Consider the following 23,202-nt stretch of genomic DNA (forward strand, 5'->3'; position numbering starts at 1 on the left):
CACAACGCCGCCAGGGTGGCCTCGGATGCCCGCGTGGCGGCCTGCGCACCGTCGGCGATGGTGCGGGCCGAACCCCGCGCCGCCAGCCACGGCGCGACGACACCGCTCACGATCAGCGCGACGGCCAGTACCACCGCCGCCCACCAGGACACGAAGGCCATGATCACCACGGCGGCCACGCCGGTCACCGCGCCGACGGCGATGGGGATGACCCCACGGATGAGGGCGTTGCCGATCTCGTCGATGTCGTCGCCGGTGCGGGCGAGCAGGTCGCCGCGCCGCAACGTCACCGAGTAGGCCGGCGAGCCGGCCGCCAGCGCCTGGTAGATCCGTTCCCGCGCGGTCGCCATCGCGCCGAGTGCGAGATCGTGGGTGGCCAACCGCTCCAGATACCGGAACACCCCGCGCGAGATGCCCAGCGCCCGCACCGCGGTGATCGCCACCGACAGGTAGAGCACCGGTGGCATCTGCCAGGCCCGGGTGATCAACCAGGCCGACAGGGCGGCCAGTCCCAGCGCCGACAGCGCCCCGCCGACTCCGAGCAGCGCGGCGGTCGCGATCGGGCGAGGCCGCAGACCGAGCAGACCGAAGGCCCGCCGCAACGGGTCAGCCATGGCCCCGTCCTTCCTCGAGGTCGATGACCAGGTCGGCGAACGACCGCGCGATCGGGTGGTGGGCGACGACCACCACGGTGTCCCCGGCAGCGGCGCGGCGGGCGAGCACGGCCAGTACGGCGGCGGCCGAGCGGTCGTCGAGATGGGCGGTCGGTTCGTCGAGCAGCACCAGCGGCGACGGCGCGGCGAGCACCCTCGTCAGCGCCAGGCGCTGCCGCTGCCCGGCGGACAGGCCCACCCCGCCCGCTCCCAGCACGGTGTGGGTGCCGTGCGGCAGATCGGCCAGCACCTCGTCGAATCCCGTTGCCGCCGAAGCAGTCCGGAGGGCGGTCGGCTCGAGCTCGCCGAACAGCGCCAGGTTCTCGGTGACCGTGCCCGGCACAACCACCGGCTGCTGGGGCAGCCAGGCGATCTGTTCGTGGAAGGCGTCCGGGTCGAGTTCGGCCACTGGCGTCGAACCGATCAGCACCGACCCCTCGTCGGGCCGGATCAAGCCCATGATGGCGGCCAGCGTCGTCGACTTGCCGGCGCCGTTGGGTCCGGTGATCACGGTCAGCGAACCGGCCGCAATGCTCGCCGACAGCCGATACGGTGCCCATCCGTCCCGGCCGTGAACGCCCACGTCGAGCAGGACGATCGGCGCTCCGGCGACCGCACACGTCCGCGAACCCACCTGGTGCGGGGCACCGGCACCGGCCGCATCGATCAGGTCGATGGCCTCCCCCGCGGCCTGGACTCCGTCGGCGGCGGTGTGGAACTGCGCCCCCACCTGACGCAGCGGCAGGTAGGCCTCCGGCGCGAGGATGAGTGCCAGCACACCGGCGTACAGACTCATCTCGCCGTAGACCAGACGTAAACCGATACCCACCGCCACCACGGCGACACACAGGGTCGCCAGCAGTTCGAGGACCGCGCCGGACAGGAACGCGACGCGCAGCGCCGACATCGTGCTGCGATGGTGGGCGTGCCCGAGTTCGGCGACCCGCGCGGCCGGCGCCCGGGACCGGTTGAGCGCGCGCAGCGTCGGCAGTCCCGCGATGAGGTCGAGCAGCTGCGCATTCAGCCTGCTCATCGTCTGCAGCTTGCGCGCGGTCCGGTCGCGCGTCATCAGCCCGATGAGCACCATGAACAGCGGGATGAGCGGCATCGTGATCAGGATGACCACCGCCGAGGGCCAGTCGGTCGCCGCGATCACGATGACCACCGCGGGGGTGACCGTGAGCGCGACGATCAGGGCCGGCAGATATCCCGACAGGTAGGGACCGAGACTGTCGAGGCCCCGCAGCAGGACCGTCCCGGCGTGCTCACGACGTTGCAGCAGTTCGCGCGGCGGGGTGCGGGCCGGGTCGGTCAGGACATCGGTGGCGCGGGCGCGCAGTTGGGCGATGACCCGCGCCGACGCACGCTGGGCGTAACGGTCGTGGGCGAAGGTCAGCACCACCCGGGCGGTGACCGCCGCTGCGAGCACCCACAGGTGGGCCTGCTGCGCCGCGAGGGAGCGTTGTGCGGGGTCCACGATGAGGTCGGAGAGGATCGACGCCACCATCGCGGCGGTGACGATGACCGTCGCGGCCGTCGCAGAGGCGAACGCGGCGGTGACGATCACATAGATCCGCCCGGCCGCCGAGTAGCGCAGGAGCCGCGGATCGACCGGTCCGTTGCGGGCCCGGGAGAGCCGTCGACGGCCCGCGGCCCGGTCGGCACCGGGGGCCGTCGGCGTCGAGGCGGTCGTCATCGAGCAGGGGTCATTCGGGCTGGCGTCATTCGGGCTGGGCGCTGGGCGGAAGTCACTTGCTCGGCGCACGCAATGACGACAGACCCACCGACGCCGGGATGTGTTCGACCCGGATGCGCTTGCTGAACACCCAGTAGCTCCACGCCTGGTAGCCGATCACCACCGGTGCGACGATGAGCGCGACCCAGGTCATCACCGTCAGCGTGTAGTGGCTCGACGACGTGTTGTCGATGGTGAGGTTGAAGGCCTCGTCGGTCGTGGACGGGAGCACGTTCGGGTACAGCACGGCGAACAGGGAGGAGACCGTCGCGGCGATCGCGATGGAGGTCGCGGCGAACGCGATGCCCTCCCGTTTCATCTGGGTGGCCAGGACCATCACCACCGCGGCGACCGCCGCGATGAGCACCGGAATCCAGGTCCAGCCGTTGCCATAGGCGAACTGGGTCCACAGCAGGAACACCGCCGCCACGACGGCGGCCGGGATCGACAGGCGCGAGGCGTACTTCATCGCGTCCTCACGCATCACCCCGTCGGTCTTGAGCGCCAGGAACACCGCGCCGTGCGTCAGGAACACCAGCAGAGTGGTCAGCCCGCCGAGCAGTCCGAACGGGTTGAGGAGGTTGAAGAAGCCGCCGGTGTACTGGGCGTCGGCGTCGATGGGCAGACCGCGGATCACGTTGGCGAAGGCGACACCCCACAGGATGGCCGGGATCCACGATCCCAGGCCGATGCCCACGTCGCACCACATACGCCAGCGCGGGTTGTCGATCTTGCCGCGCCACTCGATCGCGACCACGCGGGTGATCAGGCCGACCAGGATCAGCAGCAGCGGCAGGTAGAACGCGGTGAACATGGTGGCGTACCAGCCACCGAACGCGGCGAACGTCGCACCGCCCGCGGTCAGCACCCAGACCTCGTTGCCATCCCACACCGGTCCGATGGTGTTCAGCACCACCCGCCGGCGCGCGTCGTTCGTCCCGGCGTCGGTGGCCGTCTGCTGTCCGGCGACGGCGACATCGGAGTGGCTCGCGCCGAGGAACGGCATCAGCATTCCGACGCCGAAGTCGAACCCTTCGAGCACGAAGTAGCAGACGAACAGGACGGCGATGAGCAGGAACCAGAATTCAGGCAGACCCATTGTCCAACTCCTCAGTACGCGAACGAAAGCTGACGGGGTTCATCGGTGTCGGTGTCATCGCCCTCGCCCGGCGGGCGGGAGTCGGAGGCACTCGGACCCTCGATGATGTAGCGGCGCTGCAGCAGGAACCACACCACACCCAGCGCGCCGTAGAGCACCGTGAACACGATCAGCGAGGTCCACACCGTCGCGGCGACGTGGTTGGAGACACCGTCCTGGACGAACATGCTGATCCGCAGCGGGTCGAGATCGTCGGCCCAGTTCGGCGCGACGACCCAGGGCTGCCGGCCCATCTCGGTGAAGATCCAGCCCGAGGCGTTGGCCAGGAACGGGGTCGGCATCATCCACAGCGCGATGAGCCCGAACCTGCGGGACTCGACGACGCGCTTGTTGCGGGTCAACCACAGCCCGCCGAGGGCCACGACCACCGACCCGAGCGCCCAGGTGATCATCGCGCGGAAGGCCCAGTAGGTGACGAACAGGTTGGGGGCGAAGTTCTGGCCCGGCATGTCGAACGCCGCCTGGTACTGGGCCTGCAGCTCGTTGACGCCCTGGACCGTCGAGTTGAAATCACGGTTGGACAGGAACGACAGCATGCCGGGGATCTCGATGATGTTGTTGATGTTGTCGCAGTTGTTCTGCCGCCCGATACTCAGCACCGAGAAGGGGGCGCTGGTCTCGGTCTCGCACAACGATTCCGCCGACGCCATCTTCATCGGCTGCTGCTCGAACATGATCTCGCCCTGGATGTCACCGGTGATGAACAGGGCGACACCGGAGATCATCACGACCCAGAGGGCGAAGCGCGTCACCGGCCGCCACATCGTGCGGGCATCGTTCTCGAGTTTCTCGGGCGTCGCGTCGAGATGGCTCGGCGCGGTGCTCTCGGGCACCTCGGAGGTATCGCCGGTCTCGGCGGCCTCGGTCAGCTTCTTCGCGCGCCACATGTTGCGCGCCATCCACCAGCAGCCGATGGCCGCGACGAAGGTACTGGCGGTGAGGAACGCACCGGCGATGACGTGTGGGAACGCCGCCAAGGTGGTGTTGTTGGTGAGTACCGCCCAGAAGTCGGTCATCGCGGGGCGGTTTCGGGTGTCGTCCCATTCCACGCCGACCGGATGCTGCATCCACGAGTTGGCGGCGATGATGAAGTAGGCCGAGGCGTTGACGCCGATCGCGACCAGCCAGACCGAGGCCAGATGGATGCGTTTGGGCAGCCGGTCCCACCCGAAGATCCACAGCCCGATGAACGTCGATTCGAGGAAGAACGCCACCAGGGCCTCGAACGCCAGTGGCGCCCCGAAGACGTCCGCGACGAACCGGGAGTACTCGCTCCAGTTCATGCCGAACTGGAACTCCTGCACGATGCCGGTCGCGACGCCGAGCGCGAAGTTGATCAGGAAGAGCTTCCCGAAGAACTTGGTGGCCCGCAGCCACTGTTCGTTGCCGGTGACATGCCAGACGGTTTGCATCACCGCGATCATCGGGGCGAGCCCGATCGTCAGCGGGACCAGGATGAAGTGGTAGACCGTCGTGATCCCGAATTGCCATCGGGAGACATCAAGGGCGTCCATGTGGCCTCAATCAGAGTCGGTGTATCGGGCTCGATACACGGGTCGGACCGGTTCGGGGACCTTCTCTGCAAAACATCTCTACTACCGGAAGTAGTAGCGATTGGACCTCACGCTACGCTGCGGTTATCACTCGGTTCAAGCGACAGAGGTCCTGCCGTCGCACCTCGCAATCGGATGAAATTGTGGGCTGGACCTCGTCGGCGCGGTCACGGAATCTTCATCATCCGCGACACCGACGTCGCACACATTCTCAATCACCACAAATCGCGCGGTCCACCAGATCAGCGAATTCGGTGTCGTTCGGTGACGGAGGCAACGCGAAGCCGTTGATCGACCTCACCCGAGCGGCCAGCGCCACACTGCTGACCAGCCACACCGAATCGGCCGCGATCAGGTCGGCACGGGTGAGGGCCTGAGCGCGCGTGGTCCAGCCCTCTTTCACCGCGAGTTCGTAGATCGCGCCGTGCGTGGTGCCCGGCAGGATGCCGATCTCCGCAGGCGGGGTGACCATCGTCGTCCCCGTGACCGTGATGACCGTCGACCGGGGTCCCTCGAGGACAGCGCCCTCGGCACTGAGGTAGATGACGTCGTCGTAGCCCTGGTCTGCCGCATACCGCAGCGCGGCCATGTTGGTGGCGTAGCTGAGCGTCTTGGCCCCCAGCAGTTGCCACGGTGCGTGCCCGGCCAGCTCGGTCGAGTACCCGCGGTCCAGCGTCACCACCGAGATCCCCTCGGCGCGCGCCTTCGCCACCCGGTCGGCCACCGCACCGACCATGACGTACCCGGTCGGACCGGCATCGAGGTCACTCTCCCGACCGCGCGACAGGATCAGCCGCATCCACGCCTCGGCCTCCCCGGCCAGCTCAGACCACTGCCGCTGCGCGATCGCGATGGCCTCCTGCCACGCGTCGCGGTCCGGGCGCGGCAGGTCCATCATGGCCGCGCTGCGGTCCATGCGGTCCAGATGCGCGTCCACCCGACGCGCTTGCCCCGACCGCACCAGGAGGGTCTCGAAGATCCCGTCCCCGCGCAGCGCGGCAAGGTCGTCGGCATAGAGGAACGGCTGGTCGGGATCGTGCACCGTTCCGTCGAGGGACACCAGGATCGTCGCCATGTGCATGAGGTTGCCACGGCCACGACACCCCTGTCACGCTCCGGCCAGGTGTGTCCGATCCGATCACCGCGCCTCGCGGAACCGAGCGCCCATCAGGCATGTTCGAACCGGTGCCACCCCGCGGCGCCCGACGAGCGACGGCGCCAGCCGGAGCCGATCAACCCGTCGAGTTCGGGCTCATCGATACCGGCCGGCCCGACGCGGAGGGGGCCTCCGGGCGACACGGCCCGAACCAGGAGGACACAGCCGGGTGCCGCCAGCCTCTCGACCGTGCTCGCCCAGCCGCGACGCGCCTGCGCGGGTATTCCATGCAAGCAGCCGTTGTCGAGGATCAGCGTGACCGAATGCCCGAGTTCCCCGTCGGGATCGACCGCGGCCGGGTCGGTCACGTCGGCCGTCACCCAGCGAACGCTGTTCGCGTGGTCGCGTTCGCGGGCACGCTCGATGGCCGCCTCGACATAGTCGACCGCCGTCATCTGCCAACCGCGGGAGGCCAGGAACAGGGCCTGGCCGCCGGTACCGCAGCCCAGGTCGACGCCGATCCCCGGGGTCGACCGCTCCGCGACCTCGCGAACCGGAGCGGGAATCGCGTCGGAGTCCCAGGGGGTGAATCCGATCCGGTACAGCGCCCGGTACGTGCGTCGCATCAGGATGCCGAACCCGACGTGGCCAGCGATACCCACACAGGTGCCGGAGGCTGCAGCACGAACTGGAAGCCGCCGATGACCCAGAGAGTGATGCGAAGCGTTGTCATGCTTACGAGGCTAGGGTTTCTGCGGAGGATCAGTCCCAAGACGCTGACCGATCGTCTGCGGCAGCTCGAGGGCCGCGGGGTCGTCACCAGGACGATGTACGCCGAGATCCCGCCCCGTGTGGAATACGACCTCACCCCGAAGGGGCAGGCCTTGCGTCCGGTCATCGATGCGCTCGCGGAGTGGAGCGGCGGATCGGGCACCGCGGAACTCACACCCCGAGGCGTGGGTGCGAGCCTGCGTAGAATCTGACCTGTGACCGCCTCACCGATCCTGACCAGGTATTCCAGCCACGGTGCGGTCCCCGCCCCGACCGACGACCAGACCCCTCCCGGCGTCGCCTGGCACTATGGCGACCCATTCGGCGAACAGCGCGCCGCGGTGCGCTCGGCGGCCATCGTGGACCGATCCGATCGCGCGGTCATCGAGCTCCCCGGCCCCGAACGGCTGACCTGGCTACACACCATCTCCAGCCAGCACGTCAGCGATCTGCCCGACCGCACCAGCGCTGAGAACCTCTCCCTCGACGTCAACGGACGCGTCGAGGAGCACTTCGTGCTGACCGACATCGATGGCCTGACCTGGATCGACTGCGAGGGCGCCCGAGGCGCCCCACTGCTGGACTTCCTCACCAAGATGGTCTTCTGGGCCAAGGTCGAGCCCGGCGCCCGACCCGACATGAAGGTGCTGACCCTGGTCGGACCCGACGTGGTCCGCGGCCGGATCGCCGAACTGTTGGAAATGCCCGAGGACGCGCCGGTCTACGCCGCCGGCGACCTGCCCGAGCTGCACCACGAGGAGGAGCCGCTGGGCTTCTGGCGGGTGATGCCGCCGATCGGCGAGGGCGGCCGAACACCGGTGGTCGACATCGTCATCCCCGAGTGCACGCTCGACACCTGGTGGACCCAGCTGACCGAGGCCGGCGCCCGGATGGCCGGCACCTGGGCGTTCGACGCGCTGCGGGTGGCCGCGCTGCGTCCGCGCCTCGGCGTCGACACCGACGACCGCACCATCCCGCACGAGGTGAACTGGATCGGCGGTCCCGACGAGCTCGGCGCCGTTCACCTCGACAAGGGCTGCTACCGCGGTCAGGAGACCGTCGCCCGTGTGCACAACCTCGGCAAGGCGCCGCGTCGGCTCGTGCTGCTGCACCTCGACGGCAGCTCCGAGGAGCGCCCCACCCCCGGCGACCCGGTGACCGCCGGGGGCCGCACCGTCGGCCGGGTGGGCACCGTCGTCGACCACTTCGAGCTCGGGCCGATCGCGCTGGGTCTGGTCAAACGGAATGTCGGCCCCGACGTCGACCTCGTCGTCGACGGTGCGCACCCCACCGGGGCGAGGATCGACCGCGACTCCATCCGGGGCGACGACCACGTCCAGGCCGGGCGGGCGGCCGTCGACCGGCTCCGCCACGGCGAGGTGCCGAGCCCGTGACGGCAGACCAGGCCACGACCGGCGTCGTGCTGGCGGTCTGCGCGGCGAACGAGAACGTCGTCCTCGACGGTGTCGGGACCAGCGCCATCGACAAGCGCCCCCACACCGATCGGGTGGCGGTCGGTGAGCTCGGTCTGGTCAGCGACCACGTCTGCGACGCCAAACACCACGGTGGCACCGAGCAGGCCGTCTACGCCTACGGCGAACACGAGGCCCAACGCTGGGCCGACGAACTCGGGCGTGAGCTGCCTTACGGCTGGTTCGGCGAGAACCTCCGCATCGACGGGATGCCGGTCACCGACGCGGCGGTTGGTGAGCGCTGGGCGATCGGCGACGACGGGCTCGTGGTCGAGACCACGATCCCGCGCATCCCGTGCCGCACCTTCGCTGCGTGGAGCGGCGAGCCGAAGTGGGTGAAACGGTTCCTGGATCGTGCCGATACCGGCGCCTACCTGCGGGTTCTGTCCCCTGGCACCGTCGGTGCCGGCGATCGGGTGACCGTGCTCCACCGACCCGACCACGGCGTGACCGTCCGGCACTTGGTCGCCGGCACCGAGGCTCCGGTGGACGCGCTCACCGCGCTGCTCGCGGGTGATCATCTTCCGCCGAAGGTTCGTCGCGACGCCTCCCGCAAGCTCGCGCGCCGCTGAACTTCGCCCGTTCGGCACAAATCTCCGGCTCTTCGCGGTAGGGCAATCCGCATTATCGCGAGGAGCGCGCTAAACTGGTCCCCACGACAGATTCACTACCTAGAGAACGGGGCCGCCAAGTGTTTGGCCGCCCCGTCATTGTGCGAGGGGGTCCCATATGGGCCGCGGCCGGGCGAAAGCAAAGCAGACGAAGGTTGCTCGTCAGCTGAAGTACTCCACTCCCCACACCGATTTCGAGAGCTTGCAGCGGGAATTGTCCGGGCAAGACGAGTCGGTGGACCACCAGAACTCGGTGGACGAGTGGACCGACGAGGACGAGTGGCGTCGAGCCTGACGCTCACTCCACGTCGAACCCTCAACTCTCCGTACACCAATGGTGGTGTACAGCAGTGTGACCCACACGGAAATGGCGGGCATGCGCGTTGTCGTCGCGCCTGCCCGCCATTCCGGTGCGGTTGCTGTCGGAGGATCGCGGTTCAGAAGCGGGGATGCTCACCGGCGAGGACGGCCCGCGGAGCCTCGGCGTTCTTGGGCTCCGCCGACCGCTTGATCGCACCGATCACCCAGTTGTCGACGTGCCGGGCCGTCAGCACGGCTTGTGCGCGCTCGGTGTCCTCTGGTGCGACCACGGCCACCATCCCGACACCCATGTTGAAGGTCCGTTCCATCTCTTCGCGTGCCACGCGTCCGCGATGGGCGATCATCGCGAATACCGGGGCGGGCGTCCACGTCTCCCGTTCGAGTTCGGCCACCAGACCGGCGGGGACCACGCGTGCCAGGTTCTCGACCAGGCCTCCGCCGGTGACGTGGGCGAAGGTCCGCACCTCGGTCTCCGCGGCCAGGGCGAGGCAGTCGCGGGCGTAGATCCGGGTGGGTTCGAGCAGTTCCTCGCCGAGGGTTCGGCCGAACTCCTCGACGTATCCGTTCAGGTCCATATGCCCCCACTCGAGGAGCACCTTGCGCGCGAGTGAGTAACCGTTGGAGTGCAGTCCCGAGGACCCCATGGCGATCACCACGTCTCCGGGACGTACCTTCTCCGGCGACAGCACCTGATCGGCCTCGACGACCCCCACCGCGGTGGCCGACAGGTCGTAATGGTCCTCACCCATCAGTCCGGGATGTTCGGCGGTCTCGCCACCGAGCAGCGCGCATCCGGCCTCGACGCAGCCATCGGCGATCCCGGCGACGATCTGGGCGACCGTCTCCGGCACCACCTTCCCGATCGCGATGTAGTCCTGCAGGAACAGTGGTTCGGCCCCGCACACGACGAGGTCGTCGACGCACATCGCGACCAGATCACGCCCCACGGTGTCGTGTTTGCCGATCGCCTGCGCGATGGCCAGTTTGGTCCCGACACCGTCGCTGGCCGCGGCGAGCACCGGTTCCCGGTAGTTGCCCTTCAGCGCGAACAGACCGGAGAAACCACCCAGAGAACCCATGACCTCGGGGCGTGACGCCCGCTTGGCGTGCGGTGCAAAGAGTTCGACCGCGCGTTCACCGGCATCGATGTCGACACCCGCCGCGGCATACGACGCACCGTCGGCACTGTGTGGAACGTCGGTCGTACTGTCCGCAGCCGGATCCCGGTCGGTCATCAGGCGAGCACCCCTTGTCGAAGCCGATTCTGACGTCGGGGCGGCCCTCGGTCACCCGACGGCACACACGCTACCCGACCTCACCGAGGGCGGATCGACATGTCCACCGTCGCGGGCGTCGCAACCAGGTCAGGGCCGCATCACGGCGCTGACGTTGTCGTTCGCCGCGGTCAACGGATCGACACGCCCGTCGTTGGCGGCGTTGGCGAGCATCTGCTCGAGCACCGCCTTGCCCATCGAGGTCTCCTTCGGGAGTTCGATCGGGTAGTCACCGTCGAAGCACGCCGAACAGAGGTGATCGGCCGGCTGATCGGTGGCGGCGATCATCTCGTCGATGCTGATGTAGCCGAGCGAGTCGGCGCCGATCGCCTGCCGGACGCCGTCGACCATGTGCTCCTCGGATTCCATGCCGTTGGCGATGAGTTCGGCCGGCGACGCGAAATCGATGCCGTAGAAGCAGGGCCACCGCACCGGGCTCGACGCGATTCGCACGTGCACCTCGGCGGCGCCCGCCTCGCGCAACATCCGGATCAGCGCGCGCTGCGTATTGCCCCGGACGATCGAATCATCCACGACCACAAGGCGTTTGCCGCGAATCACTTCCTTGAGTGGGTTGAGCTTCAGCCGGATGCCGAGCTGACGGATGGTCTGCGACGGCTGAATGAAGGTCCGCCCCACGTAGGCGTTCTTCATCAGACCCTGACCGTAGGGAATGCCCGATTCCTGCGCGAAGCCGACCGCGGCCGGGGTCCCCGATTCCGGCACCGGGATCACAAGGTCTCCCTCGGCAGGATGTTCGCGCGCCAGTCGCCGACCGATCTCGACGCGCGCGGAATGCACCGAGCGCCCGTGGATGACGCTGTCCGGGCGGGCGAGGTAGACGTATTCGAAGACACAGCCGCGGGGCGTCGGCTCGGCGAACCGTGAGCTGCGCACACCGTCGGCGTCGATCGCGAGCAGTTCGCCCGGTTCGATGTCGCGCACGAAGGACGCGCCGACGATGTCGAGGGCCGCGGTCTCCGAGGCGACGACCCAGCCCCGGTCCAGGCGACCCAGGCACAGCGGACGCACCCCATGCGGATCCCGCGCAGCGTAGAGCGTGTGCTCGTCCATGAAGGTCAGGCAGAACGCGCCGCGCAGCGTCGGCAGCAGCTCCATCGCCGCCTGCTCGAGGGTGCTGTCCGCGGCCCCGTGGGCGAGCAAGGCACCCACGACATCCGAGTCGGAGGTGGCGGCACTGCTCATCACGCCCAGCGACCGCGCCCGGCTCGCCAGATCCGCGGTGTTGACCAGATTGCCGTTGTGCCCGAGCGCGACGCCGGTACCGGCCGTGGTGTGGCGGAAGATGGGCTGCGAGTTCTCCCAGGTCGTCGAACCGGTGGTCGAGTAGCGGCAGTGACCGACGGCGACGTGGCCGACCATCGCGCCGAGGGTCTGCTCGTCGAACACCTGGCTGACCAGGCCCAGATCCTTGAACACGATGACCTGCGAGCCGTCGCCGACGGCGATTCCCGCGGCCTCCTGACCGCGATGCTGCAACGCATAGAGGCCGTAGTAGGAGAGCTTGGCGACATCCTCGCCGGGTGCCCAGACCCCGAACACACCGCACTCTTCGCGGGGCTCGTTTTCCGGCTCGTCGGGGGCACATGCTGCCCCGCAGGCACGCCCGGGAGCGAGCAGGTTCTTGCTGTCGATCGACAAGTCCGTCATGCGTGTGCGCTCCCTGGGGCTGAGAAACTGGTCACCACGTCGATTCACCGCGCATCAACGGGCTGGGGAGATACCCGCAGTTTACCGGTCGGTAGTCGCCGATAGCGAATCATGTAGCGGAGCGGCGAACAGTTATTCCTACTGTGAGCCGCAACACCGCCGTGCGTCACGCGCGGGAGCCGCGACCGACGGGGACGATCGGCAGCAGATCGGCGATCGCCGGCGCCCGATGCCCCGACGCATTCAGGCGCCCCGCCGCGAGCGCGTCGTCGAAATCCTCGAGGCCGGCGGCCAAGAGCAGCCACTCCCGCGGCGAGGCCTCCACCACGTTCGGCGGGGTTCCCCGGGTGTGCCGCGGGCCCTCGATGCACTGCACCGCCACGAATGGCGGGACCCGCACCTCGACCGAGTTTCCGGGGGCCAGCTGCTCCAGGCTGCGGGCCGTCATCCGCACCGCCGCGGCGAGCTCCGCACGGCTCGGCTGGGGCATCGTCTCGTCGCGCAACCACGCCTCGACGGCGAGGACCGCGTCGCGGACCTGCGCCGGATCGGTCGGTTTACGCGCTGCCACGGCGACCATCATGCACCATTGACCCATGGGAGCCGAGGTGTCCGAACGCGAGTTCACCGGCGAGGACCGGGTGCGGTTCCGCAGGCAGGTCAGCAGGGGTACCGAGGCGATCGCCCGGATGCTGGCCGACGGACTGTTCACCGATCACGGCCGACCTCCGGAGCCGCTGCTGGGAATGGAGGTCGAACTCAACCTGGTCGACGAGGACATGAACCCGGCCATGGCCAACGCGCGCGTTCTCGACGCCATCGCCGATCCCGACTACCAGACCGAACTCGGCCAGTTCAACATCGAGATCAACGTCTCGCCGCGCCCGTTCGTCAGCGACGACACCATCTCCCTCGAGCAGAGGTTGCGCACCTCGCTCAACCAGGCCGAGGAACGCGCCGCCCAGACGGCCAACCACCTGGTGATGATCGGAATGCTCCCCACCCTTCGTGCCGAACACTTTGCCCACCAATGGATTTCATCCAACCCCCGCTACGATCTGCTGAACGAGCAGATCTTCGCCGCCCGCGGCGAGGACATCGAGATCGACATCAGTGGTATCCCCCTCGGCGACTCACACAGCACCGAGCGCCTGCACACGTCGACCGACTCGATTCTTCCCGAGGCGGCGTGTACGTCGCTGCAACTGCACCTGCGCGTGGCGCCGGAGGATTTCGCGGCGCACTGGAACGCCGCCCAATCCATCGCCGGGGTCCAGGTCGCGCTGGCCGGCAACTCCCCGTTCCTGGCCGGTGCCGCACTGTGGCACGAGAGCCGCATCCCGGTGTTCGAGCAGGCGACCGACACCCGACCGCTCGAGTTGAAGAATCAAGGGGTGCGACCGCGGGTGTGGTTCGGCGAACGGTGGATCAACACGATCTTCGACCTGTTCGAGGAGAACACCCGGTACTTTCCGGCGCTGTTGCCCGTGTCGACCGACATCGACCCGATCGACGAACTCGACGCCGGACGGATTCCGACCCTCGACGAACTACGTCTGCACAACGGCACCATTTACCGGTGGAACCGCCCCGTCTACGAGGTGATCGACGGACAGGCGCACCTGCGGGTGGAGAACCGTGTCCTCCCCGCCGGGCCGACCGTCGTGGACATCATGGCCAACGCCGCGTTCTACTACGGCGTGGTGCGCGGCCTGGTCGAGGCCGACTGGCCGCTCTGGTCGCAGATGTCGTTCAACGCGGCCGCCGAGAACCTGCAGTCTGGGGCGCGGGCCGGACTCGAGGCGCAGCTGTACTGGCCGAATGTCGGATGGGTGCGACCGGATGAGCTGACCCTGCGTCGTCTCCTCCCCCTCGCCGACGCCGGCCTGCAGTCCTTCGGGGTTTCCGAGAAGGCCCGGTCACGCTATCTCTCGGTCATCGAGGGGCGCTGCATCAACCGGCAGACCGGCTCGGCGTGGCAGCGCAAGGCCGTGCTGGCGCGCGAGGCCGCCGGTGAGTCGCGCGACCAGGCCCTGCGCGGAATGCTGCGCGACTACGTGGCACACATGCACGAAGGCGAACCCGTCCACGTCTGGGAGACCTGACCCGCCCCCGCCCCCAGCCCCCCAGCCCCCCCGAAAGTTCTTCCCTCGGGTATGGTTTCGTCCTCCGGGAGCTGAGCCTGTTGCCGAATTGCGGCGTGTCTGCTGACCTGTGCTTTCTGTGTCTGGGATCCTGGTGTGGTGGCGAAGTCGTATCGGCCGGTGCAGCGTGACCAGCTGTTTTTGATGGATCAGGACATGCGGGAGTGGTTGCCGAAGGATCATCTGGTGTGGTGGGTGCTCGAGGTGATCGAGCGGATCGATACCTCGGCATTCCATCAGCAGCGGTCGCGGCGCACATCGGCGAAATCGGTCGCTGGGCAACGAGGCTATGACCCGGACATGCTGCTGGGGTTGTTGGTGTTCGCCTATTGCATGGGTGAGCGGTCCTCGCGGCAGATTGAACGGCGTTGCCGCTACGACATCACGTTTCGAGTGGCGTGCGGTGGTGACGTGCCCGATCACACGGTGATCTCCCGGTTCCGCAGCGAGTTCGTCGGCGCGTTCACCAGCCTGTTCTGCGAGGTGCTGGCGGTGTGCGCGCAGGCTGGCATGGTGCGGGTGGGCACCGTGGCTCTGGATGGCACCAAGATCGCCGCCAACGCCGCATTGGACCAGTCGCGCAAGGAATCTCGGTTGAGGGAGATCGCCGAACAGGTGGTGACCGAGGCGGCCGCTGCTGATGAGTCGACCCTCGAGGACGTCGATGAGGGTCCCTCGGATCAGACCGGCCCGCAGATGGGGACGCCGACCGCGCGGGCGATGGCCGCGCGTGAGGCGTTGGCGCAGATCGCCGCCGACCGGGAGCGACGCCCGGACCCCGAGGTCGCCGCCGCCGAGCGGGCGGTCAAGCGCGCCCAGGACACGGTCGATGAGTGGGAGACCAAAGTCACCACCAGCTACGAGCGTCAACAGAAGGCTCGAGCCGAGGGAAAACCACTTCCCGGTAAGCCGATGACCCATCCCGACAAACACCGCGGCCTGCGGCAACGACGTGAACGGTTGGAGAAGTGGCAGAAGGAACTGGCGAAGCGGCTGGCCGACGAATCCGAGCGACGGGGCAATTTGACGGACCCGGATTCGAGGATCATGAAGGAGCGTAAGGGGTTTGGTCAGGACTACAACGCGCAAATGGTGGTCAGTGACGACCATTTCATTGTCATGGCCGAGGCCACTAACACCGTCAGCGACCGCACCTTGTTCGAACCGATGATGGCCAAGGCGCAAGCCAACGTGGCGGCGTTACCGCCGGATGCGCAAGGCGCTCCACGCACGATCGGCAAGGCGTTGGCCGATGTCGGCTATTTCAGCGTCGAGAACCTCACCTGTGCGGGCCCTGAGCGGCTGATCGCGTTGCACAAGTCACGAGAGCTCACCACCCCACGCCCATCAGCATCGAAGACCAGTCAGCAGTATCGAGATCGATCGGCGATTCTGGCGATGGAAGACAAGCTCAGCGATCCCGCCAACCAGGCACTCTACAAGCGTCGCGGGGCGACGGTGGAACCGATGAACGCACACATCAAGGACCTCCGCGGATTACGCAGGTTCGCGATGCGCGGTCTGGCCAAAGTCGACGGTGAACTCAAACTCGCCGCCGCAGCCACCAACCTCATGCGCTACGCCACCACGATGGGGACCGTCACCACCTGACACCAGGTCGGGGAGGCGGCGCCATACACCGCCTCCCCGAACACGCACAAAATCCCGCCCCCGCCTGCCGCAATTCGGCAACAGGCTCAGCTCCCGGAGGACGAAACCATACCCGAGGGAAGAACTGGCGACTGTCAGATCGGCGATCAGATCGACACGATGGTCGCCGAGGCGGTTCCGGGAGCGCCATAGACCTGGGCGAGACCGACCTTCGGGTTGCCCGGAACCTGCCGATCACCGGCCTCACCGCGGAGTTGGCGGACCAGTTCGTGCATCTGCCGCAAACCCGATGCGCCGATCGGCTCGCCGTTGGCAATCAGCCCGCCGTCGGTGTTCACCGGGATCGAACCGCTGATCTCGGTGGCACCCTCGGCCAGCAGCTGCTCCTGCTCGCCGTCCTTGCACAGACCCGTCTCGGCCATGTGGATGACCTCCGCTCCGGCATCGGTGTCCTGCAGCTGAGCGATGTCGACGTCTTCCGGCCCGATACCGGCCCGCTCGTAGGCGGCCTTGGCCGCGTACACGGTCGGGGACACATCCTCTTCGATCGGCGCGGAGGTGGCATGCACCTCGTAGGCTCCGTACCGGCGCGTGCGGATCTCGCTGGCGCGCAGGTAAACCGGCTTGTCGGTGTACCGGTGCGCGATGTCCGCCCGGCACATGATGACCGCGGCCGCACCCTCGTCGGGCGAGCAGAACATGAACTGCGTCAGCGGATAGTTGACCATCGGCGAGTTGAGAATGTCCTCCTCGGAAATGGGCTTGCGGCGGAAGGCATTCGGGTTCTTCTCGCCGTTGCGGTAGTTTTTCGCGGCCACCTTGGCCAAGGTCGCGGGCGAGATGTCGTGGTCATGGATGTAGCGGTTGGCCTTCATGCCGAAGAACTTGGTTGTCAGAAACTGGCCGTTCTCCGCATACCACTGTGGGAGTGCGAGTTTCGCCGGATTGTCGGTGAACGCGCCACGCGGGTGCTTGTCCATACCGACGGCGATGCCGATGTCGTACGTGCCAAGCCGGATCGTGTCCGCTGTCTGCTGGATGGCGCTGGCCGAGGTGGCGCAGGCGTTGAACACGTTGGTGAAGGTGATCCCGGTCAGCCCGACGAGGCGCGTGACCGCGTCCGGATTCGAGACCTCGTAGCTGCCACCGAATCCGAATTGAATGTCTTTCCAATCGATTCCGGCATCCTTCAGGGCGAGCTGTATCGCCTCGGCGCCCATCTGCATGGCGGTCTTCTCGAAGCGTCCGAAGGGGTGCAGCCCGACACCGATGATGGCGACATCGTTCGTCATTGGGTTTCCTCTCTGTACCGTCAGGCCGGCTGGAAGGCGAAGGTGTAGATCTCGTCCCCGTTTGCATCGGTCGCGAACGGGATCATGGTCAGCTCGACGGACTGACCGAAATCGAGTTTCGCCGGATCGTTCTCGGTCAGTCGGCCCTCGACTCGCACGACGTCATCGAGTTGCACCAGGCCCACCCCGAACGGCACGAAGTCGTCGCCCACCGGGCCGATATACGGTGCGCCGGGCGGAAAGCCCTGGACGGTCCATGCGACAAGAGTCCCGGTGCGGGGTAGCAGCAACTCGGTCATGCCGCCCGCGCCGCACTTCGGGCAGTGCTCTTGCGCGGGGAAGGTGACGAACTCACATCGACCACACTTACTGCCGATGAGCTGGGGATTCTCGTTCGGCCAGGTTGAGATCTCCGGCGCGAGGGCCTTCGGCATGTCGATGTTCCTCCGATCCAGGAGCGATTGATTCTCACCCATGTTAGGCCACATTTTCGCAATTGGAAATATCATTCTCGCCGAGGCTGCGCCAAACGGCCGAGTTCGCTCACCACGAACCCGCGTGAAGATCGTCCACCGGGTCAGGGTTGCGTAACGGTCAGTGCGGCAACATGTTGCCGCGGTTCGCCTTCCAGCCTCCGCAGATGGTGCTCGACGAAATCGAAGGTCTCCTGGTGACCGTTCGAGAATCCCAGGGACTCCTCCATCATCACAACCCTGGACACGCTGGTCATGATGACGATCGCCACGGCGGCCGGCAGCCTGTCGCCATCCACGCCGTATTCGGCCAACTTCTCCTCGATCACCGCCTGGGCCTCTACCCGGAGTTGCGCCGCATATCGGGCGATCTCGGCTCGGAGGGCCGTGCGATGGTTGGCCAGAGCAAGCAACTCGGTGGTGAATTTCGCGACCGTCGGGTCGATGCTGAACTGCCAGAGTGCCCACAGCGGCTGCGGCGAGCGGAGCAACTCACGTTGTTGTTCGAGGCCCGCCTGGGCCTGCCGCCGGAACATCTCGAGGAAGAGTTCATCCATCGTGCGGAAGTAGTAGTGCACCAATTGCGGCTTGAGTCCGGCGGATTCCGCCACCTTACGTGAAGTGACTGCGGCATAGCCCTTTTCGAGCATGATCGCTTCCGCCGCGTCCACCAGAAGGGTGCGATTTTCGGATTCCGGCGAGCCCAATCTCCGTACCGTCACCTGACTCACCTCTCGTCTCACCCCCCCAACAGGAGCAGTCGAGGACAGTGGCATGTGCCCATGCCTGTGACCTTGACCTCACTCATTCGGGCGTGGTAACTCTTATCACATCAGATCGTGCTGAGCGAGTGCTCAGCATTTCGCCTCATCAGCCCAGACCCGCACCTCACGACCGCCATCCCGAGGGTCGTCAGGTCGAATCGCAGGAGGAACATTGAGTGAGCTGAAGGAATCACTGGGGGAGTTGAGCGATCTCAATTTCTTCACTGCCGAGGAACTGGTCACGGATCCGTACCCGTATTTCGACGAGATGCGCAGCAGGTGCCCGGTCACGCGCGAACCGCACATGGGGGTTCTCACGATCACCGGTCACGCCGAGGCGGTCACGGTCTTCAAGGACCCGGAGACCTTCTCGGCCTGTCTGTCGGTGGCCGGGCCGTTTCCCGGACTCCCCTTCGAACCCGAAGGCGACGACATCTCCGAACAGATCGAAGCGCACCGGTCCGAGTACCCCATGCACGAGCACATGGTCACCATGGACCCACCGGAACACACCCGGGCGCGCGGGCTGCTCAGCCGACTCCTGACACCCCGGCGCATCGAGGAGAACGAGCAGTTCATGTGGCGGCTCGCCGACCAGTTCATCGACGAGTTCATCGACCGGGGCGAGTGCGAGGTGATGACGGACTACGCGAAACCGTTCTCCCTCTTGGTGATCGCTGATCTGCTCGGTGTCCCGCCGGAGGACCACGAGGAATTCCGCATCGTTCTCGGCGCACCGCCAAAGGGCGCGCGCGTGGGCTCACTCGACAATGAGGCGCTCTCGGACAACCCGCTGCAGTGGCTCGACGACAAGTTTTCCGCCTACATCGAGGATCGTCGCCGCGAGCCGCGCGGCGACGTGCTGACCTCACTCGCGCAGGCCAAGTACAAGGACGGCGGAACCCCCGAGGTCATCGATGTGGTTCGTACCGCGACGTTCCTGTTCGCCGCCGGCCAGGAGACCACCACCAAGTTGATCAGCGCCGCGCTACGGGTGGTGGGCGAGCGGCCGGATCTACAGGCCCGCCTCCGTGCGGATCGTGGCCTCATCCCGACCTTCAATGAAGAGACCCTGCGTCTCGAAAGTCCGGTGAAGAGTGATTTCCGCGTGGCCCGCCGAACCACCATGCTCGACGACACCCCTGTTCCCGCGGGGACGATATTGATGATCTGCCCCGGTGCCGTCAACCGCGATCCGGAACAATTTCCGGAACCCAACACATTCGATCTCGACCGCACGAACGTCAGGGAGCATCTGGCCTTCGGCCGGGGTATCCACTCGTGCCCGGGCGGCCCACTCGCCCGGGTCGAGGGCCGGGTGACGCTCGAGAAATTCCTCGACCGCATGGACGACATCAGAGTGTCCGAAACCCACCACGGGCCCGCCGATAATCGCAGATACCAGTTCGATCCCACCTTCATCCTCCGCGGGCTGACCAACCTGCACCTGGAGTTCACCCCGAAGAAGTAGCCGCCTACCATCGGTCGAGCGATCGGCGAATCCGGAGATCATCGAGTGCAGCACGCGGCCACGTCCGACGGACGTGGCCGCGTGCTGCACTGGAAATAGTTGGTGGGCAATATGTTCTGGGACGGCCTCGACGGTCGACCTGCCCCGACCCAAGGCGATCAGGTCGCGATGGGGGCCGGCGCACGATAGAACGTGGCCAGCTGCGCGGCGGCCGCACCCAGCCCGACACCAGCGGCCAGCGCAGCGCCGCGCGATCCCGACAACAGCTTGTCGAGCCCGGTGGCCCGATCCACGCTGAGCGGGCCGGCGCCCAGCGACGCGAGGGCCACCGAGGCGACCGCCAGATTCATCACGTATTCCCACCCCTCGACGTTCACGAAGAAGCCATTCGGGATGTGGACCGAGCGGGCCGCGACCGCCATGGTTCCCACCACGGCGGCGGCACTGAGCGGCGTCGCTGCGCCGGCCACGAGCGCGGTGCCGGCACCGACCTCGACCACGGCACTCGCCTGAGCCTGCAGCCTCGGCTTCTCGAATCCGATGGCACCGAACCAATTCGCGGTACCGGCCAGCGTGCGGCCATGCTTCATCCCGTGGGCGATCATGGTCCCGCCGACGGCGCCGCGGAGCAGCAGTTGCGCAACCGCGCGCCCGCTGCGCCGGGTCGTGGACTTGGCTGACATGGGATTCTCCTCACCGTATCTCGTGGTCTGTTGTATCTGGACGCGGTCCGAGCAGCTCGGTCACCGTGTGCGGTTGAGAACCCGATGGGCTGCGGCCCAATGCTCCTCGGCCACCCACAGTTTCGCGAACTCTTCGACGGCCTCGTCCGGGGTCGCGCCGGCGATCACCTTCTTGATACCGGTTGCGGGCGCGGAGGCCAACGACTCCGCGACGGCGCGCCAGTCGTCGTCGAAGGACCCGCGCGGGAACACCTGATCGACGAGGCCGATCTCGAGCGCTTCGGGTGCCGAGAGCAACCGGCCGGTGCCGGCCAGCAGCATCGCCCGGGATCGACCGACCATACCCGCCAGTCGTTCCAGACCGCCCCAGGCGGGCATGATCGCCAGAGTCGACTGGTTGAAACCGATCTTGATGTCGTCGGCGGCGAGCCGGATGTCGGCGGCGGATGCGAACTCGGCACCGCCGCCGAGCGCGTGCCCGTTGACCGCGGCGATCACCGGGGCCGGGAAGTCGACCAGCCGTTGACAGATGCCGCGCATCCGCCACGCCATGGCGCGGGCGTCTTCCAGGGTCCGCAACTTCGCGAGTTCCTTCAGGTCGCCGCCCGAGACGAAGACCCGATCGCCACTTCCGGTGATGGCGAGCACACGCGCCCCGGCAGCGGTGTCGATGGCCTCGTCGAGCTCCTCCATCGTGGACGGTGCGATGGCGTTGCGCGCCTCTGGCCGATCGATCGTGATGACCGCCAGTCCGTCGACGATCTCCAGCTTCACCATTAGTTGTCGCTCTCCGTGGGTGAGATTGCTATTCTCATTTGGGAAGAACTGTATCACCAGGGCCCACCTCGGGCTCGAGAGCTTGGGGGATCACCCGATGGTCAGACAGGTTCCGGTCGAACTCGGCGAGAAGTATCTCGCCAACGGATGGTGGACGACCGAAACGGTCGGAGACATCCTCAGTGCCGGACTCGCTGCTGCGCCGGACACCCCATTTCGCGTGCACTCGTCGGTGCGGCCGTGGTCGGGCACCTTCCGCGACGTCGAGACCGTCGCCCGGCGCCTGGCCGGCGGCCTTCGCTCCCGGGGCGTAGGACCCGGCGACGTCGTCGCCTTCCAGCTCCCGAACTGGATGGAGGCCGCGGCGACGTTCTGGGCGTCGGCCTTCCTCGGCGCCGCGGTGGTGCCGATCGTCCACTTCTATGGCCGAAAAGAGGTCTCCTACATCCTCGAGGAGGTCAAACCCAAGGTCTTCATCACCCCGGAGCGCTTCGGACGCCTGGAGTACGACCTCTCGGCGTCTGCCGACGTCCCCGTCGTCGGGGTGATCGACCGCGATTTCGACGATCTGCTCGCCGATGAGCCGATGCAGGACACATCGGCGGTCGATCCCGGCGCACCCGCGCTCATCGCCTTCACCTCGGGAACCACCAGCAACCCCAAAGGTGTTCTGCACAGTCACTATTCACTCGTTCACGAGACGCGCCAACTGGCCGGGTGGTACCCACCCGATCGCGGTCACCAGCTCACCGCCGCCCCGGTCGGCCACTTCATCGGGATGGTCAACGCCTTCCTCATCCCCGTCCTCGACGGTACCGACATCAACCTCACCGACGTATGGGATCCGGGCCAGGTCCTGCGTCTGATGCGTTCGGAGGACCTCACCGTCGGCGGCGGGGCGACCTACTACATGACCAGCCTGCTCGATCATCCGGACTTCACCGCCGCCCACCTGCCCTCGATGAGGTACGCCGGACTGGGCGGCTCGTCGGTTCCCAGCGCCATCACCACACGGCTCGCCGACCTCGGCATCACCGTCTTCCGTTCCTACGGCAGCACCGAACACCCGTCCATCACCGGATCGAACCACGATGCGCCGGAGGCCAAACGACTGCACACCGACGGCCGCCCACTGCCCGGCGTCGAGATCATCCTCGCCGAGGACGGTGAGATCCTCAGCCGCGGACCGGACCTCTGCATGGGATACACCGATCCCGAACTCACCGCCCGCATGTTCGACGACGCCGGCTGGTATCACACCGGCGACATCGGAGTCCTCGACGCAGACGGCTATCTCAAGATCACCGACCGCAAGTCCGACATCATCATCCGGGGCGGGGAGAACATCAGTGCCATGGAGGTCGAGGAGGTTCTCCTGGGCATGCCGGCGGTTGCCGATGCGGTCGTCGTCGCCGTGCCCGACGCGCGCTTCGGCGAGCACGCCGCCGCGGTGGTGCGACTGCACCCCGGATACGACGAGCCCACCCTCGTCGACCTCCGAGCACATTTCGCCGAGATCGGGCTCGCCAAACAGAAGTGGCCCGAGGAGATCCACGTCGTCGAGGACTTCCCCCGCACCGCGAGCGGCAAGATCCAGAAATTCCGCATCCGGTCGGACATTGCCAGCAAACACAACCGAGAATAGTATTCTCATAACAGGAAAAGGAGAAT

Annotated in this window: 22 protein-coding genes; 8 read left to right on the top strand and 14 right to left on the bottom strand. The window is 67.0% G+C overall.

Translation table 11 applies throughout. The annotated features are described in order from the left end of the window. The 6 genes from GORHZ_RS07740 to GORHZ_RS07765 form a co-directional block, all read right to left on the bottom strand. On the bottom strand, positions 1 to 614 hold a 614-nt coding region (locus tag GORHZ_RS07740; protein ID WP_006331749.1), incomplete at its 3' end, for an ABC transporter transmembrane domain-containing protein. Beyond that, positions 607 to 2,349 (bottom strand): thiol reductant ABC exporter subunit CydD, encoded by a 1,743-nt coding sequence (cydD, locus tag GORHZ_RS07745; protein WP_006331750.1) that lies wholly within the window; start codon positions 2,347 to 2,349, stop codon positions 607 to 609. The genes GORHZ_RS07740 and cydD, both read right to left, overlap by 8 nt. A 52-nt stretch (positions 2,350 to 2,401) precedes the next feature. Then, positions 2,402 to 3,487 carry a cytochrome d ubiquinol oxidase subunit II gene (gene cydB / locus GORHZ_RS07750; protein ID WP_006331766.1) on the bottom strand — a complete coding sequence of 362 codons (1,086 nt, stop codon included), beginning with the start codon at positions 3,485 to 3,487 and terminating at the stop codon, positions 2,402 to 2,404. 11 nt (positions 3,488 to 3,498) lie between these two features. After that, positions 3,499 to 5,061 carry a cytochrome ubiquinol oxidase subunit I gene (locus GORHZ_RS07755; RefSeq protein WP_006331767.1) on the bottom strand — a complete coding sequence of 521 codons (1,563 nt, stop codon included), beginning with the start codon at positions 5,059 to 5,061 and terminating at the stop codon, positions 3,499 to 3,501. Positions 5,062 to 5,311: 250 nt separating this feature from the next. Beyond that, on the bottom strand, positions 5,312 to 6,181 hold the full coding sequence (locus GORHZ_RS07760) for an aminodeoxychorismate lyase (RefSeq protein ID WP_006331768.1): 870 nt from the start codon (positions 6,179 to 6,181) through the stop codon (positions 5,312 to 5,314). Between the two features lie 86 nt (positions 6,182 to 6,267). Continuing rightward, on the bottom strand, positions 6,268 to 6,822 hold the full coding sequence (locus tag GORHZ_RS07765; protein ID WP_245551370.1) for a class I SAM-dependent methyltransferase: 555 nt from the start codon (positions 6,820 to 6,822) through the stop codon (positions 6,268 to 6,270). A gap of 105 nt (positions 6,823 to 6,927) precedes the next feature. Here GORHZ_RS07765 and GORHZ_RS07770 point away from each other — a divergent pair, with 105 nt between their 5' ends. The 4 genes from GORHZ_RS07770 to GORHZ_RS29915 all read left to right on the top strand — a co-directional run bounded on the left by GORHZ_RS07770 (position 6,928) and on the right by GORHZ_RS29915 (position 9,345). Continuing rightward, complete coding sequence (locus GORHZ_RS07770) at positions 6,928 to 7,179, top strand: winged helix-turn-helix transcriptional regulator (RefSeq protein ID WP_245551371.1); 252 nt, start codon at positions 6,928 to 6,930, stop codon at positions 7,177 to 7,179. 3 nt (positions 7,180 to 7,182) lie between these two features. Then, complete coding sequence (ygfZ, locus tag GORHZ_RS07775) at positions 7,183 to 8,361, top strand: CAF17-like 4Fe-4S cluster assembly/insertion protein YgfZ (protein ID WP_006331771.1); 1,179 nt, start codon at positions 7,183 to 7,185, stop codon at positions 8,359 to 8,361. Further along, positions 8,358 to 9,011, top strand: a complete 654-nt coding sequence (locus tag GORHZ_RS07780; RefSeq protein WP_006331772.1) for an MOSC domain-containing protein — start codon at positions 8,358 to 8,360, stop codon at positions 9,009 to 9,011. Before ygfZ ends, GORHZ_RS07780 begins: the two co-directional genes overlap by 4 nt. Before the next feature lie 157 nt (positions 9,012 to 9,168). Further along, a complete protein-coding gene (locus GORHZ_RS29915; protein ID WP_006331773.1) occupies positions 9,169 to 9,345 on the top strand; it encodes a DUF3073 domain-containing protein in 177 nt (58 codons plus the stop codon). A gap of 142 nt (positions 9,346 to 9,487) precedes the next feature. On the opposite strand, the gene purM is transcribed toward GORHZ_RS29915, so the two are convergent. The 3 genes from purM to GORHZ_RS07795 form a co-directional block, all read right to left on the bottom strand. Beyond that, positions 9,488 to 10,606 carry a phosphoribosylformylglycinamidine cyclo-ligase gene (purM, locus tag GORHZ_RS07785; RefSeq protein ID WP_006331775.1) on the bottom strand — a complete coding sequence of 373 codons (1,119 nt, stop codon included), beginning with the start codon at positions 10,604 to 10,606 and terminating at the stop codon, positions 9,488 to 9,490. Positions 10,607 to 10,735: 129 nt separating this feature from the next. Next, the gene (gene purF, locus GORHZ_RS07790) at positions 10,736 to 12,316 is read right to left on the bottom strand and encodes an amidophosphoribosyltransferase (protein WP_006331777.1); all 1,581 of its coding nucleotides are present in this window, start codon (positions 12,314 to 12,316) and stop codon (positions 10,736 to 10,738) included. Between the two features lie 166 nt (positions 12,317 to 12,482). After that, positions 12,483 to 12,896, bottom strand: coding sequence for a sterol carrier family protein (locus tag GORHZ_RS07795; protein WP_006331779.1), 414 nt, complete (start codon positions 12,894 to 12,896; stop codon positions 12,483 to 12,485). 16 nt (positions 12,897 to 12,912) lie between these two features. Here GORHZ_RS07795 and GORHZ_RS07800 point away from each other — a divergent pair, with 16 nt between their 5' ends. Both GORHZ_RS07800 and GORHZ_RS07805 read left to right on the top strand, forming a co-directional pair. Next, complete coding sequence (locus GORHZ_RS07800) at positions 12,913 to 14,421, top strand: glutamate-cysteine ligase family protein (protein WP_040530718.1); 1,509 nt, start codon at positions 12,913 to 12,915, stop codon at positions 14,419 to 14,421. A gap of 138 nt (positions 14,422 to 14,559) precedes the next feature. Beyond that, on the top strand, positions 14,560 to 16,071 hold the full coding sequence (locus tag GORHZ_RS07805; RefSeq protein ID WP_157205108.1) for a transposase: 1,512 nt from the start codon (positions 14,560 to 14,562) through the stop codon (positions 16,069 to 16,071). Positions 16,072 to 16,217: 146 nt separating this feature from the next. Here GORHZ_RS07805 and GORHZ_RS07810 read toward each other — a convergent pair whose 3' ends face one another. The 3 genes from GORHZ_RS07810 to GORHZ_RS07820 all read right to left on the bottom strand — a co-directional run bounded on the left by GORHZ_RS07810 (position 16,218) and on the right by GORHZ_RS07820 (position 18,567). After that, positions 16,218 to 17,363: a thiolase family protein gene (locus tag GORHZ_RS07810; RefSeq protein ID WP_006331784.1), complete on the bottom strand. Its 1,146-nt coding sequence runs from the start codon at positions 17,361 to 17,363 to the stop codon at positions 16,218 to 16,220. 20 nt (positions 17,364 to 17,383) lie between these two features. Then, on the bottom strand, positions 17,384 to 17,797 hold the full coding sequence (locus tag GORHZ_RS07815; RefSeq protein WP_040530753.1) for a Zn-ribbon domain-containing OB-fold protein: 414 nt from the start codon (positions 17,795 to 17,797) through the stop codon (positions 17,384 to 17,386). 143 nt (positions 17,798 to 17,940) lie between these two features. Next, entirely contained in the window at positions 17,941 to 18,567 is a 627-nt protein-coding gene (locus GORHZ_RS07820; protein WP_245551373.1) for a TetR/AcrR family transcriptional regulator, read from the bottom strand. A gap of 205 nt (positions 18,568 to 18,772) precedes the next feature. Between GORHZ_RS07820 and GORHZ_RS07825 the strand changes: the two genes are divergently transcribed. Then, entirely contained in the window at positions 18,773 to 20,071 is a 1,299-nt protein-coding gene (locus tag GORHZ_RS07825; protein WP_006331788.1) for a cytochrome P450, read from the top strand. A 158-nt stretch (positions 20,072 to 20,229) separates the two neighbouring features. Here the strand turns inward: GORHZ_RS07825 and GORHZ_RS07830 are convergent, their stop codons facing one another. Both GORHZ_RS07830 and GORHZ_RS07835 read right to left on the bottom strand, forming a co-directional pair. Further along, complete coding sequence (locus tag GORHZ_RS07830; protein WP_006331789.1) at positions 20,230 to 20,754, bottom strand: DoxX family protein; 525 nt, start codon at positions 20,752 to 20,754, stop codon at positions 20,230 to 20,232. A gap of 60 nt (positions 20,755 to 20,814) precedes the next feature. Continuing rightward, positions 20,815 to 21,531, bottom strand: a complete 717-nt coding sequence (locus tag GORHZ_RS07835) for an enoyl-CoA hydratase/isomerase family protein (protein ID WP_006331790.1) — start codon at positions 21,529 to 21,531, stop codon at positions 20,815 to 20,817. A 97-nt stretch (positions 21,532 to 21,628) separates the two neighbouring features. On the opposite strand from GORHZ_RS07835, the gene GORHZ_RS07840 reads away from it, so the two are divergent. Beyond that, a complete protein-coding gene (locus tag GORHZ_RS07840) occupies positions 21,629 to 23,176 on the top strand; it encodes an AMP-binding protein (RefSeq protein WP_040530721.1) in 1,548 nt (515 codons plus the stop codon). The last annotated feature ends 26 nt before the right edge of the window (positions 23,177 to 23,202 follow it).

Source organism: Gordonia rhizosphera NBRC 16068 (genome assembly GCF_000298195.1).
Lineage (GTDB): Bacteria > Actinomycetota > Actinomycetes > Mycobacteriales > Mycobacteriaceae > Gordonia > Gordonia rhizosphera.

Excerpts from the sequence above, each read along its gene's own strand:
- cydB (WP_006331766.1), bottom strand. The coding sequence starts at position 3,487 with ATGGGTCTGCCTGAATTCTGGTTCCTGCTCATCGCCGTCCTGTTCGTC.
- GORHZ_RS07800 (WP_040530718.1), top strand. The coding sequence starts at position 12,913 with ATGGGAGCCGAGGTGTCCGAACGCGAGTTCACCGGCGAGGACCGGGTG.
- purF (WP_006331777.1), bottom strand. The coding sequence starts at position 12,316 with ATGACGGACTTGTCGATCGACAGCAAGAACCTGCTCGCTCCCGGGCGT.
- GORHZ_RS07760 (WP_006331768.1), bottom strand. The coding sequence starts at position 6,181 with ATGCACATGGCGACGATCCTGGTGTCCCTCGACGGAACGGTGCACGAT.
- GORHZ_RS07765 (WP_245551370.1), bottom strand. The coding sequence starts at position 6,822 with ATGCGACGCACGTACCGGGCGCTGTACCGGATCGGATTCACCCCCTGG.
- GORHZ_RS07770 (WP_245551371.1), top strand. The coding sequence starts at position 6,928 with ATGCTTACGAGGCTAGGGTTTCTGCGGAGGATCAGTCCCAAGACGCTG.
- GORHZ_RS07840 (WP_040530721.1), top strand. The coding sequence starts at position 21,629 with ATGGTCAGACAGGTTCCGGTCGAACTCGGCGAGAAGTATCTCGCCAAC.
- GORHZ_RS07815 (WP_040530753.1), bottom strand. The coding sequence starts at position 17,797 with ATGCCGAAGGCCCTCGCGCCGGAGATCTCAACCTGGCCGAACGAGAAT.
- GORHZ_RS07795 (WP_006331779.1), bottom strand. The coding sequence starts at position 12,896 with ATGGTCGCCGTGGCAGCGCGTAAACCGACCGATCCGGCGCAGGTCCGC.
- GORHZ_RS07830 (WP_006331789.1), bottom strand. The coding sequence starts at position 20,754 with ATGTCAGCCAAGTCCACGACCCGGCGCAGCGGGCGCGCGGTTGCGCAA.
- purM (WP_006331775.1), bottom strand. The coding sequence starts at position 10,606 with ATGACCGACCGGGATCCGGCTGCGGACAGTACGACCGACGTTCCACAC.
- GORHZ_RS29915 (WP_006331773.1), top strand. The coding sequence starts at position 9,169 with ATGGGCCGCGGCCGGGCGAAAGCAAAGCAGACGAAGGTTGCTCGTCAG.
- GORHZ_RS07755 (WP_006331767.1), bottom strand. The coding sequence starts at position 5,061 with ATGGACGCCCTTGATGTCTCCCGATGGCAATTCGGGATCACGACGGTC.
- GORHZ_RS07835 (WP_006331790.1), bottom strand. The coding sequence starts at position 21,531 with ATGGTGAAGCTGGAGATCGTCGACGGACTGGCGGTCATCACGATCGAT.
- GORHZ_RS07810 (WP_006331784.1), bottom strand. The coding sequence starts at position 17,363 with ATGACGAACGATGTCGCCATCATCGGTGTCGGGCTGCACCCCTTCGGA.
- cydD (WP_006331750.1), bottom strand. The coding sequence starts at position 2,349 with ATGACGACCGCCTCGACGCCGACGGCCCCCGGTGCCGACCGGGCCGCG.